Annotated in this window: 19 protein-coding genes; 5 read left to right on the top strand and 14 right to left on the bottom strand. The window is 67.0% G+C overall.

All coding sequences use genetic code 11. From position 1 onward, the window contains the following. Positions 1-14: 14 nt before the first annotated feature. The 3 genes from AAW51_RS19020 to AAW51_RS19010 all read right to left on the bottom strand — a co-directional run bounded on the left by AAW51_RS19020 (position 15) and on the right by AAW51_RS19010 (position 2,097). On the bottom strand, positions 15-551 hold the full coding sequence (locus tag AAW51_RS19020; RefSeq protein WP_053013741.1) for a M23 family metallopeptidase: 537 nt from the start codon (positions 549-551) through the stop codon (positions 15-17). 278 nt (positions 552-829) lie between these two features. Further along, positions 830-1,732: a DMT family transporter gene (locus tag AAW51_RS19015; RefSeq protein ID WP_047195863.1), complete on the bottom strand. Its 903-nt coding sequence runs from the start codon at positions 1,730-1,732 to the stop codon at positions 830-832. 56 nt (positions 1,733-1,788) lie between these two features. Further along, complete coding sequence (locus tag AAW51_RS19010; RefSeq protein WP_047195862.1) at positions 1,789-2,097, bottom strand: hypothetical protein; 309 nt, start codon at positions 2,095-2,097, stop codon at positions 1,789-1,791. Positions 2,098-2,224: 127 nt separating this feature from the next. Between AAW51_RS19010 and AAW51_RS19005 the strand changes: the two genes are divergently transcribed. After that, complete coding sequence (locus AAW51_RS19005) at positions 2,225-3,208, top strand: quinone oxidoreductase family protein (protein ID WP_047198036.1); 984 nt, start codon at positions 2,225-2,227, stop codon at positions 3,206-3,208. Between the two features lie 48 nt (positions 3,209-3,256). On the opposite strand, the gene AAW51_RS19000 is transcribed toward AAW51_RS19005, so the two are convergent. Further along, complete coding sequence (locus tag AAW51_RS19000) at positions 3,257-4,174, bottom strand: MerR family transcriptional regulator (protein ID WP_047195861.1); 918 nt, start codon at positions 4,172-4,174, stop codon at positions 3,257-3,259. Positions 4,175-4,391: 217 nt separating this feature from the next. On the opposite strand from AAW51_RS19000, the gene AAW51_RS18995 reads away from it, so the two are divergent. Further along, positions 4,392-4,850 (top strand): fasciclin domain-containing protein, encoded by a 459-nt coding sequence (locus AAW51_RS18995; RefSeq protein WP_047195860.1) that lies wholly within the window; start codon positions 4,392-4,394, stop codon positions 4,848-4,850. Positions 4,851-4,946: 96 nt separating this feature from the next. Here AAW51_RS18995 and lspA read toward each other — a convergent pair whose 3' ends face one another. The 3 genes from lspA to AAW51_RS18980 form a co-directional block, all read right to left on the bottom strand. After that, positions 4,947-5,471: a signal peptidase II gene (gene lspA / locus AAW51_RS18990; RefSeq protein ID WP_047195859.1), complete on the bottom strand. Its 525-nt coding sequence runs from the start codon at positions 5,469-5,471 to the stop codon at positions 4,947-4,949. Next, a complete protein-coding gene (gene ileS / locus AAW51_RS18985; protein ID WP_047195858.1) occupies positions 5,471-8,296 on the bottom strand; it encodes an isoleucine--tRNA ligase in 2,826 nt (941 codons plus the stop codon). Before ileS ends, lspA begins: the two co-directional genes overlap by 1 nt. A gap of 99 nt (positions 8,297-8,395) precedes the next feature. Next, positions 8,396-9,394, bottom strand: a complete 999-nt coding sequence (locus AAW51_RS18980; RefSeq protein WP_047195857.1) for a bifunctional riboflavin kinase/FAD synthetase — start codon at positions 9,392-9,394, stop codon at positions 8,396-8,398. Positions 9,395-9,552: 158 nt separating this feature from the next. Here AAW51_RS18980 and AAW51_RS18975 point away from each other — a divergent pair, with 158 nt between their 5' ends. After that, the gene (locus AAW51_RS18975) at positions 9,553-10,149 is read left to right on the top strand and encodes a hypothetical protein (protein ID WP_047195856.1); all 597 of its coding nucleotides are present in this window, start codon (positions 9,553-9,555) and stop codon (positions 10,147-10,149) included. A 14-nt stretch (positions 10,150-10,163) separates the two neighbouring features. Here the strand turns inward: AAW51_RS18975 and AAW51_RS18970 are convergent, their stop codons facing one another. The 5 genes from AAW51_RS18970 to AAW51_RS18950 all read right to left on the bottom strand — a co-directional run bounded on the left by AAW51_RS18970 (position 10,164) and on the right by AAW51_RS18950 (position 14,724). Further along, positions 10,164-10,874 (bottom strand): pseudouridine synthase, encoded by a 711-nt coding sequence (locus AAW51_RS18970; protein WP_047195855.1) that lies wholly within the window; start codon positions 10,872-10,874, stop codon positions 10,164-10,166. Between the two features lie 154 nt (positions 10,875-11,028). Then, positions 11,029-12,171: an acyl-CoA dehydrogenase family protein gene (locus tag AAW51_RS18965; RefSeq protein WP_047195854.1), complete on the bottom strand. Its 1,143-nt coding sequence runs from the start codon at positions 12,169-12,171 to the stop codon at positions 11,029-11,031. A 27-nt stretch (positions 12,172-12,198) separates the two neighbouring features. Continuing rightward, positions 12,199-13,392, bottom strand: coding sequence for an acyl-CoA dehydrogenase family protein (locus AAW51_RS18960; protein ID WP_047195853.1), 1,194 nt, complete (start codon positions 13,390-13,392; stop codon positions 12,199-12,201). 123 nt (positions 13,393-13,515) lie between these two features. Continuing rightward, on the bottom strand, positions 13,516-14,163 hold the full coding sequence (locus AAW51_RS18955; RefSeq protein WP_238947634.1) for a retropepsin-like aspartic protease family protein: 648 nt from the start codon (positions 14,161-14,163) through the stop codon (positions 13,516-13,518). Between the two features lie 75 nt (positions 14,164-14,238). Beyond that, on the bottom strand, positions 14,239-14,724 hold the full coding sequence (locus AAW51_RS18950) for a YajQ family cyclic di-GMP-binding protein (protein WP_047195852.1): 486 nt from the start codon (positions 14,722-14,724) through the stop codon (positions 14,239-14,241). 66 nt (positions 14,725-14,790) lie between these two features. Here AAW51_RS18950 and murB point away from each other — a divergent pair, with 66 nt between their 5' ends. Both murB and AAW51_RS18940 read left to right on the top strand, forming a co-directional pair. Further along, a complete protein-coding gene (gene murB, locus AAW51_RS18945; protein WP_047195851.1) occupies positions 14,791-15,807 on the top strand; it encodes a UDP-N-acetylmuramate dehydrogenase in 1,017 nt (338 codons plus the stop codon). 347 nt (positions 15,808-16,154) lie between these two features. Further along, positions 16,155-17,039 (top strand): CsgG/HfaB family protein, encoded by an 885-nt coding sequence (locus AAW51_RS18940; protein ID WP_238947633.1) that lies wholly within the window; start codon positions 16,155-16,157, stop codon positions 17,037-17,039. Between the two features lie 119 nt (positions 17,040-17,158). On the opposite strand, the gene ppnP is transcribed toward AAW51_RS18940, so the two are convergent. Next, entirely contained in the window at positions 17,159-17,476 is a 318-nt protein-coding gene (ppnP, locus tag AAW51_RS18935) for a pyrimidine/purine nucleoside phosphorylase (protein ID WP_047195850.1), read from the bottom strand. Positions 17,477-17,981: 505 nt separating this feature from the next. Further along, positions 17,982-18,842, bottom strand: coding sequence for a tryptophan 2,3-dioxygenase (gene kynA, locus AAW51_RS18930; protein WP_047195849.1), 861 nt, complete (start codon positions 18,840-18,842; stop codon positions 17,982-17,984). Positions 18,843-18,897: the final 55 nt, after the last annotated feature.

Genomic DNA, 18,897 nt, shown 5'->3' with positions numbered 1-18,897 from the left:
CCATACGCGCGTCCTCATTCAATGCGCTCCCGGACGATTTTGAGTCCCGGGATACCCGTTGTTCTTACTTTGTGCCCGTGCCCCTCGAAGAAGGTCCACCCGGTCGGGGCGGCGCCATACAAGGTAGCGGGATCGACGCGGCCACCTAGCCCAAGGCCAGGGGAAGGAATGGTGCGTATCTCGAAGTGCGAATGCTGATCTTGGCCCTGCATGGATTGCGCATTGCCTGTGTTGCCGGTCAGACCGATTACTTCTCCCCGCGCGACGTCGTTGCCTTCCAGTACGAGTGTCGAGCTGAGATGGCAGTAAGCGGCATAGAACGTCTGTCCCTGGTAGCTGAACCGGAGCAAGATCACCTTACCGAGCGACCCTGAAATGCCAGCGAAATGAATGGTGCCGTCTGAGATTGCGTGACACGGTGTACCGGGGAGCGCATACAAATCCCACCCCTGGTGCGCACGGGTCCCGCCGTCACGGACCATCCCGAACGTGTTGTTCTGCTTGTGCCGACGAATCTCGTTGCGCTCAAGCGGCCATACCAATGCGGCCATGGCGTTCCTCCTTGAATATTGTGTGCAGCCCGTTGACTTCCGGGCTGCTTCGACTCTAGCCCGTTCCTGGCGAGGACTGAGCCTGTCAATACTTTGGTATTTGAGGCATAGCCTGTCGAACAGGAATCTCTACGCCGAGGAAGAAGTAGCCGACCGCGGCCCGATAGTCCGACGCCGACGGAGGCAGGTCACCGCCACAACGGCACCAGCGGCAAGACGCCATCGACCTAAGAGCCGCGGCTGCGCAGCGCCGGCTTGCGGTAGCGACTGTGCGCTCGTCACCGCTTGGACGACACCACGATCCCCCCAACGATCAGCGCAAAGGCCGCCGCATGGAACCACTGCGGCGTTTCGCCCAGCAGCGCGGCGGACAGCACCGCCGCGAACACCGGCGTGAGGTTGCTGAAGAAAGCCGCCACCGCGGGGCCGACAAGACCCACCCCGACACCCCAGCAGCGGTAGGCCACCAGCGACGCCGCGATGGCCACATAGGCGAGCGCGCCGATCACCGGCAGTGTCCAGTCGAAGCGCACCTCGCGCAGCAGCGATTCGCCCCCCGAGGCGAGCGTCGCCCACCCCACGCCGAAGACGATCTGGGCCAGCAGGAACTCGGCCCACGGCCACTGCCGTGGCGCCGGGTCGCGTGGGCGGGCCAGCATCCAGCTGTACAGCGCCCACAGGATCACCGCGACGATCATGTAGAGATCGCCCGGCACCAGCCGAACCTGCATCAAAGCGACCCAGCTGCCGCGGGCGATCACCAGCATCACGCCGGCCAGCGAAAACACCGCCCCCCACAGCTGCACCAGCCGCGGCCGCTCGCCGTACAGCAGGGCACCGACGGCCAGCATCCACACCGGCATGCTCGCGGCGATCAGCGTCACGTTGAGGGGCGTGGAGGTCTGCAGCGCCAGGTATTGCAGCGAGTTGTAGCTGCCGACGCCCAGCAGGCCCAGCAGGGCGAAGCTGCGCCAGCGCGGCCACAGCGGGCTGCCGGGGCGCAGCACCCGCCAGCCGAGCGGCATCAGGATCAGCGCCGCCAGCACCCAGCGCAAAAAGTTGAGCGTCAACGGCGCGACCGAGCCGACCATCAGCCGCCCCACCACGGCGTTGCCGGCCCACAGCAGCGGCGGCAGGGTCAACAGCAAGGTGGTTTTCAGGGTCAAACGAGGTGAGCTCATAAGGCCGGGTGGGGCGAGGACAACATGCGAGGCTCGGGCGCGGCCCCTTCGGGAACTCAAGCGCCCGGCATGTTAGCGCCGCAGTTCCAGCATTGCTCGAACGGGCCCTCCACCAACTCGTCACATTGCGGACACCGCCAGCGCCGCTCGCGCGGGCGCTGCAGTTCGCGCAACAACTGCTGCGCCTCGGCCAGGCGCAGCGGGTCGTGCAACCACACCTCGGGCAGGCTCTGGTCGAGCGGTATTTCGCCGGCGATGCCGCTCGCGTACTGCCGCTGCACGCTGGCATCGAGGCCGGCCCGGCTGAGCTGATCGGCCCACAAGGTCGCGACCACGATGTTGGGAGCCTGGGTCAACTTGATCATGGCGCATGTTAGGGCACCGCTGCGGCGGGCGAAGGCCGCAGATGCAGCGGGCTGACCCGTGCAAGCTTTTCGCACTCGGCGTAAGGTGTGGCCCGCCTTCACCATCCTGCACGAGGGAGACTTTCAGATGCCTTTGGCCATCCAGATCCAGCAACCGGGCGGCGCCGAGCAGTTGCAGGCGGTCGACGTGACGGTCGGCGAACCGGGCCCCGGTGAGATCCGCATCCGCCATCGCGCCTGCGGTTTGAACTTCATCGACGTCTACCACCGCACCGGGCTCTACCCGCTGCCGCTGCCGGCCACGCTCGGCATGGAAGCGGCCGGGGTGGTGGAAGCGGTGGGTGAGCGGGTCGACCACCTGCGCCCCGGTGACCGCGCGGCCTACACCAGCCAGCCGCCGGGCGCCTACAGCGAGGTGCGCGTGATGCCGGCCCGCAACGTCGTCCGGCTGCCCGACGGCATCGACGACGAAACCGCCGCAGCGATGATGCTCAAGGGCCTGACGGTGCAATACCTGCTGCGCAAGACGCACCCGCCGGGCGGGTTGCAGGCGGGCGACTTCGTGCTGTTCCACGCCGCTGCCGGTGGGGTCGGCCTGATTGCCTGCCAGTGGGCGCGCGCGATGGGCCTGCAGCTGATCGGCACCGCCGGCTCCGACGAGAAGTGCCAGCTCGCGCTGGAGCACGGCGCCACCCACGTGGTGAACTACGCGAAAGAGAACGTCGTGGACCGTGTCAAGGCGATCACCGGTGGCCAGAAGGTCAAGGTGGTCTACGACGGCGTGGGCCGCGACACCTGGGAGGCGTCGCTCGATTGTTTGCAGCCGCTCGGGCTGATGGTCAGCTATGGCAACGCGTCGGGCCCGGTGCCGCCGGTGAACCTGGCCACCCTGTCGGCCAAGGGCTCGTTGTACGTGACGCGCCCCACCATCTTCACCCACCTCGCGTCGCGCGAATCGACGCAGGCGATGGCCGACGACCTGTTCGAAATGGTCGCCGGCGGCAAGGTCAAGATCCGCATCGACCAGCGCTATCCGTTGCGCGAGGCCGCCCAGGCGCATCGCGACCTGGAGGCGCGCAAGACCACCGGATCGAGCGTGCTGTTGCCCTGAGGCGAGGGTCGCGCGCCGGTGCCGCCCAGCGGCGCTGACCGGTTAGCTTCAGGCCTGCTCGGCGCGCCACGCGGCCACGCCGGCGACGGCTTCTTCGAGCGTGTGAAGGACCAGGACGCCATCCGTTGCGGCCACGCGGCGCACGCCGGCGCCCCCCGCCCACAAGCCGGTGGCCGGCGGCAGCAGGGCGCGCAACTGCTGCAGCAGCCCGGCGATCTGGCGCGCCGGAAACGCGCCTGAAAACGACAGGGCCACGATGTCGGCACGGTGGGCCACCGCCGCGCGGGTGATCTCGACCAAAGGCATTTGTGTCCCCAGCGAGATGCAGTGCGCGCCTTCGAGCGCCAGCACCGCCTCGACCATCAACAAACCCATCGCGTGCTGCTCGTGCGGCACGGTGGTGAGCAGCACCCGCGGTGCACCCCCACCGGGGACCGCCGCGACCGCCTGCTGCAGCACCCGCTCGGTCAACTCGGTGAACAGGTGCTCCTCGAAGACCTGCAATCGACCTTCTTCCCAGGCCAGGCCGACGCGCCGCGCGAGCGGGGCCACCGTGTCCTGGACAAAACGCTGCAAACCTTCTCGGGCGAGTCGCTGCTGCAGGGCTTGCAGGTAGGCCTCTTTCTCGTGCCGCTGGATCAACGTGAGCAAGTCGGCGCTGCCATCGCCCGGCTCTGCTGCTGCCCCCGCCGTCGCCGCCGCCCGCCGTGAGGGCAGGGCCTGCAATTCCGCCAGCGTACGCGTCAGCAGCCCACCCGGCCGGTGGCCTTGATCCATCAGGCGCTTGATGAGCCGTAGCCGCTCGACCTGCTCGGCCGGATACAGCCGCTCCCCCTTGCCGTCGCGTGCCGGCGTGGGGAAGCCGTAGCGGCGCTCCCAGACCCGCAACACGTCTTTGGACAAGCCGACGTCTCGCTCGACCGCGGCGATCGTGTAGCTCGTGCCTTCTGTGTTTGTCTTGGACAAAATATTGCCAATCCGGAGATTTGCGGTTATCTTACTGTTCATGGTTGGTTTGTCTAGGACAAATCAACCTGCTTCGACAGCCCTGAAACGTTGTGTCTCGTCGGGTGCGCCGGCCTGGTTGGCCCGCTGTGCCGCCGGGTTACGGCGTGATTTTCGCGGTCGATGCGGTGTTCATCCTGCAGCCTTGCGCTGTTCCCTGCTGACCAAGGAGTCCTCCATGAAGAAGATCATCGCCCTCACCACCCTCGCACTCGCCGCCGTCGCCGTGCAGGCCAAGGACATCGTCGACACCGCCGTGGCGGCCGGCGACTTCAAGACCCTGGCCACGGCACTCGACAAGGCCGGCCTGGTGCAGACGCTGAAAGGCAAGGGCCCGTACACGGTGTTCGCACCGACCGACGCGGCCTTTGCCAAGCTGCCGAAAGCGGATCTGGACGCCCTGCTGGCCGACAAGGCCAAGCTGGCGGCCGTGCTGACCTACCACGTCGTGCCCGGCAACGTGATGGCCAAGGACGTCAAGGCCGGCAAGGTGAAGACGGTGGAGGGCAGCGAGCTGACCGTCAGCACCCGCGGTAGCGGCGTGATGGTCAACGATGCGAAGGTGGTGAAGACCGATATCGTGGCCGACAACGGCGTCATCCACGTCATCGACAGCGTGGTGCTGCCGCGCCAGTAAGACGCAACGGCTCGCGAGCGAGGGGAGGGGCTGCCGAGGGCAGCGCCTTGCGAGCCCGCAGGCGGGCCGGGTGCTGGCCACGGTGGCCAGCACCTTTCAACGGCTGCGCCGCACCCGCAACAGCTCGTCGAGGATCAACAAGGCGGCGCCCACCGAGATGCCGGCGTCGGCGACGTTGAAGGCCGGGAAGTGCCAGCCGCGCAGGTGGAAGTCGAGGAAGTCGACCACGTAGCCGTGCAGCGCGCGGTCGATCACGTTGCCGATGGCGCCGCCGAGGATCAGCGCGAGCGCCCAGGCAAACAGCTTCTGCCCGCCGTGGCGCTTCAACAAATAGGTGATGAAGATCGCCGCGGCCACGCCCAGGCCGATGAAGAACCAGCGCTGCCAGCCCGAGGCCTTGGCCAGGAACGAGAACGCGGCCCCGGTGTTGTGGACGCGCACGATGTTGAAGAACGACACCACCTCCGTGCTCTGCCCCAGCGTGTAGTAGCCGAGGATCAGCGTCTTGGTGAACTGATCGAGCAGGATCACGACGACGGCAATGCCGAGCCAGGGCCACAGCGCACCCTTGGACGAGGCAGACAACGAGCGCCCGTTTTTCTTGTTTGCGGTTGCCGCCATCACGCCACCTTGCGGCTTTCGCCGGCGCCGTACAGGTTGCTGGTGCAGCGGCCGCACAGGGCGGGGTGTGCCGCATCGTGTCCCACATCCGACCGGTAGTGCCAGCAGCGCTCGCATTTCGGATCGGTCGAAGGCGTGACCGTGACCTTGAGCTCGTCACCGGGCGACACCGCCACGGCCGACGTGATGAAGACGAACTTCAGGTCGTCGCCGAGGCTTTCGAGCAGCGCGCGGTCGTCCGCGCCGGCAGCGATGCCGATGTGTGCCTGCAACGAGGCGCCGACGCGGCCTTCGGCCCGCACCGCCTCGATTTCCTTGTTGACCGCTTCGCGGATCTCGCGCAGCCGAGCCCACTTGAGCAGCAAGGCCTCGTCGTCGCCGGTGAATTTCCAGTAGGTCTCGACGAAGATCGACGGCGAGCGGCCGGCGCTCACCAGCTGCCACGCCTCTTCGGCGGTGAAGCTGAGGAAGGGGGCCATCCAGCGCAGCATCGCCTGGGTGATCTGCCACAGCGCGGTCTGGGCCGAGCGGCGGGCGCTCGAGCCGGGGGCGGTGGTGTAGAGCCGGTCCTTCAGCACGTCCAGATAGAACGCGCCCAGGTCTTCCGAGCAGTACACCTGCAGCTTGGCCACCACCGGGTGGAATTCGTAGACCTCGTAGTGGGCCAGGATCTCGGTCTGGAAGGCCGAGGTGCGCGCCAGCGCATAACGGTCGATCTCGAGCAGCTGGTCGAACGGCACCGCGTCGCGCTCGGGGTCGAAGTCGCTGGTGTTGGCGAGCAGGAAGCGCAAGGTGTTGCGGATGCGGCGGTAGACGTCGACCACACGCGCGAGGATCTTGTCGTCGCCGGCAATGTCGCCCGAGTAGTCGCTGGCGGCCACCCACAGGCGGATGATCTCGGCGCCCAGCTTCTTCGACGTCTCCTGCGGGTCCACGCCGTTGCCGAGCGACTTGCTCATCTTGCGGCCCTGGCTGTCGACCGTGAACCCGTGCGTCAGCAGGCCTTTGTAGGGCGCGGCGCCATACATCGCACAGGCGGTCAGCAGCGAGCTGTGGAACCAGCCGCGGTGCTGGTCGTGCCCTTCGAGGTAGAGGTCGGCCGGCCAGGTCGACTGGTCGGCGTGGCTCTTCTGCAGCACGTGGTAGTGGGTGGTGCCGGAGTCGAACCAGACGTCGAGGATGTCGGTGCTCTTGGTGTACTGCCCGGCCTCGTCGCCCAGCCACTCGCGCGGATCGAGCGTCGCCCAGGCTTCGACACCGCCTTGCTCGACCAGCTCGGCGGCGCGGTCCATCAGCTCCAGCGTGCGCGGGTGCAGCTCGCCGCTGTCTTTGTGCAGGAAGAAGGGCAGCGGCACGCCCCAGTTGCGCTGGCGCGAGATGCACCAGTCGGGGCGGCCGGCGATCATGTCGCGCAAGCGGGCCTTGCCGTTTTCTGGGTAGAAGCTGGTCTGCTCGATCGCTTCGAGCGCCATCTGCCGCAGCGTCTTGGGCGCCTTGTCGACGGTGAACACCCCTTCGCCTTCGTCCATGCGCACGAACCATTGCGCCGCGGCGCGGTAGATCACCGGGCTCTTGTGGCGCCAGCAATGCGGGTAGCTGTGCACCAGCGCCGAGGTGGCGAACAAGCGGCCGGCTTCGCGCATCGCCTCGATGATCGGTGTGCCCGCCTTCCAGATGTTCTGGCCGCCGAACAGCGGCAGTTCCGCGGCATAGCTGCCGTGGCCTTGCACCGGGTTGAGGATGTCGTCGTACTTCAGCCCGTGCGCGACGCAGGAGTTGAAGTCGTCCACGCCGTAGGCCGGGGCCGAGTGCACGATACCGGTGCCGTCTTCCGCGGTGGCGTAGTCGGCCAGGTAGACCGGCGAGAGGCGGTCATAGCCCGGATGCGCGCCGGCCAGCGGATGGCGGAAGTTCAGGCGGTCGAGCTTTTCGCCGAGCGTCGTCGCGACCACCCGCCCGGTCAGGCCGTAGCGTTCCAGGCATTTCTCGACCAGCGCGCTGGCCAGCACCAGCAAACCGCGCTCGGTGTCGACCAGCGCGTATTCGAGCGCCGGGTTGAGGTTGAGCGCCTGATTGGCCGGCAGGGTCCACGGGGTCGTGGTCCAGATGACGATGTAGGCGTCCTTGTCGAGCTTGGGCAGGCCAAAGGCGGCGGCCAGCTTGTCGGGCTCGGCGCTCTGGAAGCCGACGTCCAGCGTTTGCGACTTCTTGTCGGCGTATTCGATCTCGAACTCGGCCAGCGACGAGCCGCAGTCGAAGCACCAGTACACCGGCTTCAACCCGCGGTAGACGAAGCCGCGCTCGATGATGCGCTTGAGGGCGCGGATCTCGTTGGCCTCGTTGCCGAAGTCCATCGTCTTGTACGGCCGCCCCCAGTCGCCCAGCACCCCCAGCCGCTTGAAGTCGGCCATCTGCTGGGCGATTTGCTCGGCGGCGTAGGCGCGGCTCTTGGCCTGCACGTCCTCGCGGGTGAGCTTGCGGCCGTAGGTCTTCTCGATCTGGTTTTCGATCGGCAGGCCGTGGCAGTCCCAGCCGGGCACGTAGACGGCGTTGAAGCCGGCCAGCTGGCGCGCCTTGACGATCATGTCCTTGAGGATCTTGTTGACGGCGTGCCCCATGTGGATCTGGCCGTTGGCATAGGGCGGGCCGTCGTGCAGCACGAACTTCGGTGCGTTGCAGCGGGCGTCGCGCAGCTTCTTGTAGATGCCTTGCTCGTCCCAGGCCTTGACCCAGCCCGGTTCGCGCTTGGGCAGGTCGCCGCGCATTGGGAAGGGCGTGTCGGGCAGGTTGAGGGTGGCTCGATAGTCTTGGGGCGTGTCGCTCATGATGGGCGGCGCAGGCTCTGCGCAGAAAAGCTGGTGGCGGCCGCCGCGTCGTGGATCTGTCGGCGTCGGCGGGCCGGGCTCGCTGGGGGGCGGCGAGCTTTAAATTCGGTCGCGTGTGGTTTGGCGCCGGGTTTGGACGTGCAGCGACGCGAAGAAGGCGCGCGCGTTCTCCGCATCCTGACGGATGGCGGCAGTCAATGCGTCCAGGCCGTCGTAGCGGGCCTCGTCGCGCAGTTTGTGCAGCAGTTCCACACGCACGAGTTTACCGTAGCCCCCCTCGGCGCCCAGGCTGGCCGGCCAATCGAGGCAGTGCACTTCGAGCAGCACGCGGCCGGCGTCCTCGACCGTCGGGCGCACCCCCAGGCTGGCGACACCGTCGAGCGGGCTGTCGGCCAGGCCATGGGTGCGGACCGCGAAGATGCCCATTGCCGCCGGTTTGCGGTGATGAAAGCGCAGGTTCAGCGTGCGAAAGCCGAGGTCGCGCCCCAGCTTGCGCCCGTGGATGACGTGGCCGCTGATGCTGTAGGGGCGACCGAGCAGTGCGGCGGCGGCGTCCATGTCGCCGCGCGCCAGCGCGTCGCGCACGGCCGAGCTGGACACGCGCAGGCCGTGCACCTCGTAGCTGTTCATGCGGGCGACGTCGAAGCCGAGTTGGTCTCCGGCGGCGTCGAGCGTGGCGTAGTCGCCGGCACGCTTGGCACCGAAGCGGAAATCGTCGCCGACCAGCACGTAACGAGCGCCCAGCCCGTCGAGCAGCACCTCGCGCACGAACTCGTCGGGCGACAAGCGCGACAAACGCTGGTCGAACGGCAGCACCACCACCTGGTCGACGCCGCAGCGCTGCAATTCGCTCAGCTGGTCGCGCAGCGTCGCGATGCGGGCGGGCGCCAGCTCGGGCTTGCCGGCCTGGGCGGCGAAGAAATCGCGCGGATGCGGCTCGAAGGTCAGCACGCAGCTGGGCAATCCGCGGTGCTCGGCCTCGACCTTCAGCAGCGCCAGCATGGCCTGATGGCCGCGGTGCACCCCGTCGAAATTGCCGATGGTGAGGGCGCAGGCCGGCGCCAGCGCTGCATGGTGAAAACCGCGAAAGACGTGCATGCGCGGATTATGGCGGGCCGGCGGGGGCCGCGCTGTCGCCAGGGCGGGGGCGGCGCGGGCCACAGACTCCGTCGCTCAGCGCCGTCCCCCGCCTACACTGCGCGCTGCACCGGGGCACCATGAACCCGGGCGCCGGACCAAAACGAGGGAGGTCGATCATGAAGCCACGGTGGGTGCGCGCGAGCGCGTTCTGGTTCACGCTGTTCTTCGCGGCGCTGGGCCAGCTCAAGGCCCGCTGCCTGCCGTCAGCCCAGGGGCTGGCGTTGGCCCTGGTGATCGGCATGGTGGGTCTCGCCGTCGTGCTTCGTCGCCGCGGTGTGCCGCTGCAGTTCGGGCTGTCCACGCGTTTGCTGCTGTTGCCGGTGTTGGGGAGCCTGGTGGCCGCGATGTATGTCGAGGTCACCGCCTTGGTGCACACGCTGGGCGGCTGGTGGGGCGAGCGGTGGCTGGTGGATCAGTTGTGGTTGCGCTCCGGTGCGCTCATCGGTGGCTACGTCGGTGTCGTCTACGGCGTTGCCGTGGCGGTGCTGTTCAGGCGGCCCTGCTGGTTGCTGGCGTCGATGTACGCGGGCTACGCGGCGCTGGTGCTGGTGGTGCTGCTGTGGGCGGTGGGGGAGTCCATACCCGCGTTCTGGGTGACGGAGCTGCTGTGGATGGTGGTCGTGACGGTGTCGGTTGCCGTTGCGGTCGCGCGCTGGCTTGAACGTCCTCCGGCCCAGAGACTGCTTTCACCCGCCTCATCACCGTCGGCGTGAGCGATTTGGGCGGCTCAAGATGCCCCGGCCGGCGCCAGGATGTCCTGCGGCCCGGCCAGCCAGCACCACTGCCCGGGAGCCAGCGTGGCCGGCAGTTCGAGGGCGCCGAAACGGCTGCGGTGCAACGTCACCACCTCGTTGCCGGCGGCGGCCAGCATGCGCTTGACCTGGTGGTATTTGCCTTGCGTCAAGGTGAGGCGCAGATGCCGCTCGGCGACGCGCTCGCAAGCGGCCGCCGCGACCGGCTTGGGGTCGTCGTGCAGCACCACGCCGGCGAGCAGCTGGGCCATCTGCCGGTCGGTGATCGGGTCGGCCGTGCCCACTTCGTAGACCTTGGGCACGTGTTTTTTGGGCGACGTGAGCCGGTGGATCAGCGCGCCGTCGTCGGTCAGGATCAGCAGGCCGGTGGTGTCCTGGTCGAGCCGTCCGACGGCTTGCACGTCGCGCAGTCGCAGCGGCGACGGCAGCAGCGTGTAGACGCTGGGCCACGCCGACGGCTTTTGCGAGCATTCATGGCCGGCCGGCTTGTGCATCATCAGGTAGGCCTTTTCGTGAAAGGGCCAGTCGCGGCCTTCGACGGTGAACACCAGGCCGCGCGTGTCGACGTCGTGGTCGGGGTCGTCGCAGACCTGGCCCTGCAGCCGCACTTCGCCGGCCAGGATGAGGTTCTCGCACTCCCGGCGGGTGCCGAAGCCTTGCGAAAACAGAACTTGAGCCAGGCGCATCGGGGGAGTCTCCAGCAGATGACGAGGGCGCGGGGCAGAAGGGCCCGCCGAGGGCCGCAAGTCTAGCGGCTGTGCAGGCCTCGCCCGAAATGAACAAGGCCGGGCGACACCCTCGGGTGGCCCGGCCTTCGATGGCGCGCCGCGGCGCCGCGCGTCAGGCGAAAACGCCCGCGGTGTCCTGCATGCGGGCCGACACCTCGCCGAGGTGGTGCATCGTGTCGCCGAAGGTCATCTCGATGCAGGTGAGCCGCTTGAAGTAGTGGCCGGCGATGTACTCGTCGGTCACGCCGATGCCGCCATGCAGCTGGATGGCCTGCTGGCCGACGAAGCGCATCGACTGACCGAGCTGCACCTTGGCCTGCGACAGCGCGCGGCGGCGCTGCGGTGCGTCCTCGCCGAGCTTGAGCGTCGCGAAGTAGCTCATCGAACGGGCCAGTTCGAGCTGCATCTTCATGTCGGCCACGCGATGGCGCAAGGCCTGGAAGGTGCCGATCGTGACGCCGAACTGCTTGCGTGTGTTGAGGTATTCGACCGTCACGGCAAGCAGCTTGTCCATCGCGCCGACCGCCTCGGCGCTGAGCGCCGCGATGCCGACATCGACCGCAGCCTCCAGCGCGTACAGCCCGTCGTCAGGGCCGACCAGCAAGGTCGCGGGGCTGTCGGCAAAACCGACGTCGGCCGCCTGGGCGCCGTCCTGCGTCGAATAGGGACGGGTGGTCACGCCTTTGGCGCCGCGCTCGACGAGGAACAGCGCGATGCCCTGGGGCGCGTCGACCGCGCCCGAGACCCGGGCCGGCACGATGAAGGCGTCGGCCAGATGGCCCACGGGCACCACGCTCTTGCTGCCGCTCACGGTCCAGGCGTCGCCCTGCTGGCGGGCCGCGGTGGTGACGTGGCGCAGCACGTAGCGGGCGTCGCGCTCTTGATGCGCCAGCACCACTTTCGCTTCGCCGGTGGCCACGCGCGGCAGCCAGGCGGATTGCACCGCCTCCGGGGCGTGACGGCTGAGCAGGGAGGCGCCCACCAGGGCGACCGCCGCGTACGGCTCGAGCACGATGCCGCGGCCCAGCTCCTCCATCACGACCATCGCCTCCACCGGCCCGAAGCCGAGGCCGCCGTGCGCTTCGGGCACGGCCAGCCCCATCAGGCCCAGGTCGGCCATCTCGCGCCAGGCTTCATCGGAATAGCCGCCGGCCTTGACGATGGCATGGCGGCGGGCGAAGTCGTAGCCCTTTTCGACCCACTTTTGCACGGCGTCGCGCAACTGTTGCTGGTCGTCGGTGTAATCGAAGTCCATTTGCTGCTTCCTTCCTGCCTGCCGGCCTCAGCCCATCACGGTCTGAGCGACGATGTTGCGCTGCACTTCGTTCGAGCCGCCGTAGATGGTGGTCTTGCGAACGTTGAAGTAGGTCGAGGCGAGCGGCGCGCAGTGGGCGGCGCCGACGTAATCGCCCTGCCAGCCGGCTTCCATCGCTTCGTGGATGAAGGGCAGCGAGTAGGGGCCGGCGGCCAGCATCATCAGCTCGGTGTAGCGCTGCTGGATCTCCGAGCCGCGGATCTTGAGCAGTGCCGCGACGTCCAGCGCCTGCTTGCCGCCCTGTTCGGCCGACAGCACCCGCAGCACCATCATTTCGAGCGAGACGATGTCGACTTCGATCTGGGCGAGCTGGTCGCGGAAGCGCACGTCGTCCATCAGCGAACGCCCGCCGGATTTCTCGGCCTTGGCAATGCGCTTCAGGCGCTCCAGCTCGCGCTTGGCGCGGTTCACATCGGCGATGTTGGTGCGCTCGTGGGCCAGCAGGTATTTGGCGTAGGTCCAGCCCTTGTTTTCTTCGCCCACCAGGTTTTCGGCCGGCACTTCGACGTTGTCGAAGAACACTTCGTTGACCTCGTGTTCACCGTCGAGCGTGATGATGGGGCGCACCGTGATGCCGGGCGACTTCATGTCGATCAACAGGAACGAGATGCCGGTTTGCGGCTTGCCTTCGGTGCTGGTGCGCACCAGGCAGAAGATCCAGTCGCCGTACTGGCCGAGCGTGGTCCAGGTCTTCTGGCCGTTGACGATGTATTTGTCGCCGCGCCGCTCGGCCCGCGTCTTGACCGATGCCAGGTCGGAACCGGCGCCGGGCTCGGAATAGCCCTGGCTCCACCAGACGTCGCCGCTCATGATGCCGGGCAAAAAACGCTTGTGCTGCTCGGGGGTGCCGAAGGCCATGATCACCGGGGCCACCATCACGGGGCCGAAGGGCACCACGCGCGGCGCGCCGGCCAGGGCGCATTCTTCTTCGAACAGGTGACGCTGGATGGCGTTCCAGCCGGGCCCGCCGAACTGCTTGGGCCAGGCCCAGCCGTGCCAGCCCTTCTTGCCCAGGATCTTGGCCCAGCGCTGAAAGTCGTCTTTGTGCAGACGCAGGGCGTTGTGCACCTTGTGGCTAATGTCCTGGGGGAGGTTGGCCCGCACCCAGGCGCGGATCTCCTCGCGGAAGGCTTGTTCTTCCGGCGTGAAGTTCAAATCCATTGCTGTGTCTCCTTCGCTGCGGCTGCCGCTGCCGGCACGCCAGGCTTAGCGGAGCAGTTTAAGCACGATCGTTCGCAAAACCCTGTCTCAGCGGCGACATAAGGGTAGACCCGGGGAGCACCGTCAGAAACGCTTGTCGAGGGTCAACTGGTCGTTCTCGCGCTTCATCTGGAAGCGGTTGAGGAAGCTGTTGCCCAACAGGATGTAGGGCATCTCGCGTGCCGCCACCACACCCTGTACGTTGTACAGCTCGACGTCGCCCACGCGCACCGAATGCAGCGACACCAGATAGCCCTGCACCACGCCGTTCGCGGTGTTCAGGTAGATGGGCTGGCCGTCCTGGTACTTGACGCCCAGGCGCTCGGCGTCGCTGACCGCCATCGACACCGAGGTGGCGCCGGTGTCGACCAGGAAGCGCGCGCTGCGCCCGTTGATCTGGCCCTGTGTGACGAAATGGCCCCCGGCGCCGGCGGTCAGCACGATGCGGGTGCCGCCCCCGCTGCCGCCGCGACCGCCCAGGCTGACAGGCGACCCGCCGAGCGCGAGGGTCTGCTTCTGACCGCCCACTTCGACCACCGCCTGCCCGCCGCTCAGGCTGACCAGGCGCACGCCGTCGGCGCTGGCGCCCACGGCCAGCGTGCGTGGCGTGCCGTTGATCATCAGCAAGGCCTTGTTGCTGCCCAGGCTGCCGGTCAGCGCGACGGTCTGGGCAAGCCCGGTTTGGCACAGCAGTGCCGTCATCACGGCCAGGCCGCAGCGAAAGAACTTCATCGGAGTCGGTTTTCTTGCCCGTGGGCGTGTCGTGGAGCGGCGTGGCGGGCCGGGGCCGTTGGCAGGATCAGCGGGTCAATCGCGGAAGTTGTTGAACGTCAGCGGCACTTCGGTGACGTCTTTGCGCAGCAGCGCGATCGCGGCCTGGAGGTCGTCCCGCTTGGTGCCGCTGATGCGCACGGCGTCACCCTGGATGCTGGCCTGCACCTTGATTTTGCTGGCCTTGATCAGCTGCTGGATCTTCTTGGCCAGCTCGGACTCGATGCCGGCCTTGACCTTGATCACCTGCTTGACCTTGTCGCCGCCGATTTTCTCGATCTTGCCGATGTCGAGAAAACGTGCGTCGACACTGCGTTTGGTCATTTTGACGGTCAGGACGTCGAGCACCTGGCCGAGCTGGAAGTCGCTGTCGCCGTAGAGTGTCAGTTCCTTGTCCTTGAGTTCGATGCGGGCGTCGGTGCCCTTGAAATCGAAGCGGGTGCCGATTTCCTTGTTGCTCTGGTCGACGGCGTTGCGCACTTCGACGAGGTTGGGTTCGAGGACGGTATCGAAGCTGGGCATAGTGCTGTGTGTCGGCGGCGGCGTCAGTAGACGCAGTCCTTGGAGGGAATAGGCGAAAATTCTGCCATGCAAATCGAGACGGGCGTCAGCCTCAAACCGTATAACACCTTCGGCCTGCCGGCGGTGGCCCAGACCCTGGTGCGCATCGAGGCCGACGCCGACGTGCGCCGTGTGCTCGGCGATGCCACCCTGGGCCGGGCGCCGAAGTTCGTGCTGGGGGGCGGCAGCAACATCGTGCTGACGCGCGACGTGAGCCAGTTGGTGCTAAAGGTCGAGGTGCCGGGCCGGCGGGTGGTCGACGAGCGCGCCGACGCCTGGATCGTCGAGGCCGGCGGCGGCGAGAACTGGCACGATTTCGTCACCTGGACGCTCGACCAGGGCCTGCCCGGGCTGGAAAACCTGGCGCTGATCCCCGGCACAGTGGGCGCCTCGCCGGTGCAGAACATCGGCGCTTACGGCGTGGAGCTGAAAGACCGATTCGATACGCTGGACGCGGTCGACCTGATCACTGGCCGCAGCGTCCGGCTGGACGCCTCGATGTGTCGCTTTGGTTACCGCGACAGCATCTTCAAGCAGGCGCTGGCCGGCAAGAGCCTGATCACGCGGGTGCGTTTTCGGCTGCCCAAGCCGTGGCAGCCGGTGCTGGGCTACCTCGACCTGGAGCGCAAGATGGCCGAGACCGGGCAGCACCAGCCGACGGCACGCCAGGTCTACGACTGGATCTGCGAGATCCGCCGCGCCAAGCTGCCCGACTGGACCGTGATGGGCAACGCCGGCAGTTTCTTCAAAAACCCGGTGGTGACCGAAGATCAGTGCCGCGACATCATCGGCCGCGACCCGGAGATCGTGCACTACCCGATGCCCGACGGCACTTACAAGCTCGCCGCCGGCTGGTTGATCGACGCCTGCGGTTGGAAAGGCAAGAGCATCGGCCGCGCCGGCGTCTACGAGAAGCAGGCGCTGGTGCTGATCAACCGGGGCGGGGCCATCGGCGCCGAGGTGGTGACGCTGGCGCGCGCCATCCAGGAAAGTGTGTACGGGCGCTTCGGCATTCGGCTGGAACCGGAGCCGCTGGTGATCTGACGCTGGGGCGTCGTTCCCGCTGTCACACGGCCGCCATGCGCGCGCGGCATATTGCGCTGCAGCATCACAACAACGACAGGGAGCACGACAAGAACGAGGGGGGCGGCGTTTGTGCCGGCGGGGCCCAGGCGGTGGGCCCTGCCCGGTGTTGTATCGGGAGGCGCACTGTGGCGGCCGGCCCCCCGAATGGATGTACCTAGTGTTAGGGACAGCCAAACCCCCCCATGCTGGCTACCATCTCGCACCTTGATGAATGACGATGGCCCGCATCGGCTGTTCGCATCTCCACTGTTTTCGGAGGTGCAGCAGCGTGACCAAGACGGGCCGACTTGCCTGGAGGGGTGCAGATGGAAGCGGTGTCCAAAACGGTAGTGGGTGGTGTGGCAGATGTCGTGATGCATCGGCCTTGGGTGCGCAGCGCAGGTGCGGTTGCGGCGGCGCTGGCGCTGGCCGGTTGCATGGCCACCAGCCCGACGATGGGCGACAGCCGGGCCAAGACGGTGGCCACCGGCGCCACGGCCGGCTCGACGGCCGAAAACGCCAATTCCGAGATGGAGCGCTGCAGCGAGTCGCTCGGGACGGTGGCCTTGGTGGAAGACCAGGGATCGTCCTGGTACAGCGAAATGCGCAGCCATCGCCTGCAATCCACCATCCCGGTGCTGCGCATGCTGGTGCAGCAGTCCAATTGTTTCGTGGTGGTCGAGCGCGGCCAGGCGATGCACAACATGCGCCAGGAGCGGGGCCTGCAAGACAGCGGCGAACTGCGCGAGGGCAGCAACTTCGCCAAGGGCCAGATGGTCGCCGCGGACTACACGATGAGCCCGAGCGTCACCTTCAGCCAGAAAGACACCGGCGGCCTCGGCGGCCTGGTGGGCGGGCGTGTCGGCACGGTCGCGGCGCTGGTGGGCGGCCAGATGAAGTTCAACGAAGCGTCGACCATGCTCACCCTGATCGACAACCGCTCGGGCGTGCAGTTGGCTGCCGCCGAGGGCAGTTCGCGCAACACCGACTTCGGTCTGCTGGCGGGTGCCTTCAGGGGCACTGCGGTGGGCGCCAGTGCTTATGGCAACACGCCGCAGGGCAAGGTCGTGATCGCCGCCTTTGCGGATTCGTACAACCAGATGGTGCGGGCGGTGCGCAACTACAGGGCGCAGGAAGTGCGCGGTGGTCTGGGCACCGGCGGTCGCCTCGGTGTGCAGGGCGGCACGACGCCGGCCTCCAAGAACCGCTGAAGCGGCTTGCGGGTGATGCGCCCGCAAGCACCAAGCAGAAGGGCCGCACATCCGCGGCCCTTCTGCTTTGCATTGCTGTGCTACTTTGATTGCGTCTTGCGCTGCAAGCGGCAGGTGGTTCAACCGAAGTGGCAGATGTAGTGGTAGGGCTCGCCTTCCACCTTGATCTCGAAGCTCGAGTTGGCCGGCACGTCGAAGCGCTGACCTGCCGCATAACGCGTCCAGTTGTTTTGACCTGCAAGCTTCACTTCGCAAGCGCCTGCCACGGTCTCCATCACTTCCGGTGCGCCGGTGTTGAAGGTCAGGGTCGACGGCAGGATCACACCGACGCTCTTGCGGGTGCCGTCCTGCAAGGTGATGGTGTGCGAGATGCACTTGCCGTCGAAATAGACGTTGGCCTGCGTGTTGACGGCGACGTTGGCGATCTGTTGGCTCATGGTGATGTGCGTCAGTGCGGTGCTGATGGAGTGTGATGAATCAGGGCAAGACCGCGATGGTACATCTGCCAGGGGAACCCCTTGGGTGAGGGGCTGCAGGTCCCTCCCGTGGGGGATGGTGGGTTTACCCCGAGGCTGCAACACTTGCGTCCACGCTGTCATCGCGGCGAGGACACCACGGGAGATACCGGGGCCTCGGCGCAACGCCCAAGCACCACTGCCATCGGCGATGGTTCGAGTTGATGTTGATGTTGTTGCTGCTGGTGGTGGTGGCCATCTCCTCGGGAGCGGTCGATAGGGGCGGTCCTTGTCTTCTAGGCAAGGGGCCGTCAGGGAGGCGACCGACTTCCGGGGGCCCTGTGCTACAGAGGCCCGGTTGCCCGGCGCGGAGTGGAGACACTCTGCGTCGGGTTTACTTTTTGGGGTGGGCGCGGGCACTTGTTGAGTGGATGCTCTTGCTCGTGTTGTTGGAGTGCGGGGTGTAGACAACACCAAGCCAAGCCTCCTACAAATCCGTCCTCAACCGCCATATCTCCGGAAACAACACCACCTCCAACATCTTCCGCAGATACCCCACCCCCGACGTCCCCCCGGTCCCGCGCTTGAACCCAATCACCCGCTCCACCGTCGTCACGTGCCGGAAGCGCCACAACCGGAACGCGTCCTCGACGTCGGTCAGCTCTTCGCCCAGCTGGTACAGGTCCCAATAACGCCGCGGGTCGCGATACACCTGCAGCCAGGCCTGCTCGACCGCCGCGCTCTCGACATACGGCTGGGTCCAGTCGCGTTCGAGATGGCTGGCTGGCACCGGCAGACCCCGCCGCTGCAGCAGCCGCAACGACTCGTCGTACAGCGACGGTGAGCGAAACGCCTGCTCGACCTCGGCCAGTCGCTCGGCCTTGTGCGCGTGCGGCTTCAACATCGCGGCGTTCTTGTTGCCCAGCAGGAATTCGATGCAGCGGTACTGCCAGCTCTGGAAGCCGCTCGAGTTCGACAGATAGGGCCGGATCGCCGAGTACTCCGGCGGTGTCATCGTCGCCAGCACATCCCAGGCATGCACCAGCTGCTCCATGATCTTGCTCACGCGGGCGAGCATCTTGAAGGCCGGCGGCAACTCGTCGTGTGCCACATGCTCGATCGCGGCGCGCAGTTCGTGCAGCAGCAGCTTCATCCACAGTTCGCTGGTCTGGTGCTGCACGATGAACAGCATCTCGTTGTGGTCCGGCGAAAGCGGGTGCTGCGCACTCAACACTTCGTCGAGGCGGAGGTAATCGCCGTAGCTCATCTCGCGTGCGAAATCGAGCCGCGCCTGTTCGGCATGGACGATCTGCTCGGGCGTGGCGGGTGGGGGCTGTTGTGGTTCCATGAGGGGCACCAATGGGTCGTCGGAGATCAGGTCGCTTCGGATGCGATGAGGTCAA

This window comes from Caldimonas brevitalea, assembly GCF_001017435.1.
Taxonomy (GTDB): Bacteria; Pseudomonadota; Gammaproteobacteria; order Burkholderiales; family Burkholderiaceae_C; genus Caldimonas; species Caldimonas brevitalea.
Note: the sequence above shows the minus strand (reverse complement) of the source record. Positions and strands in the feature narration are given on the sequence as shown.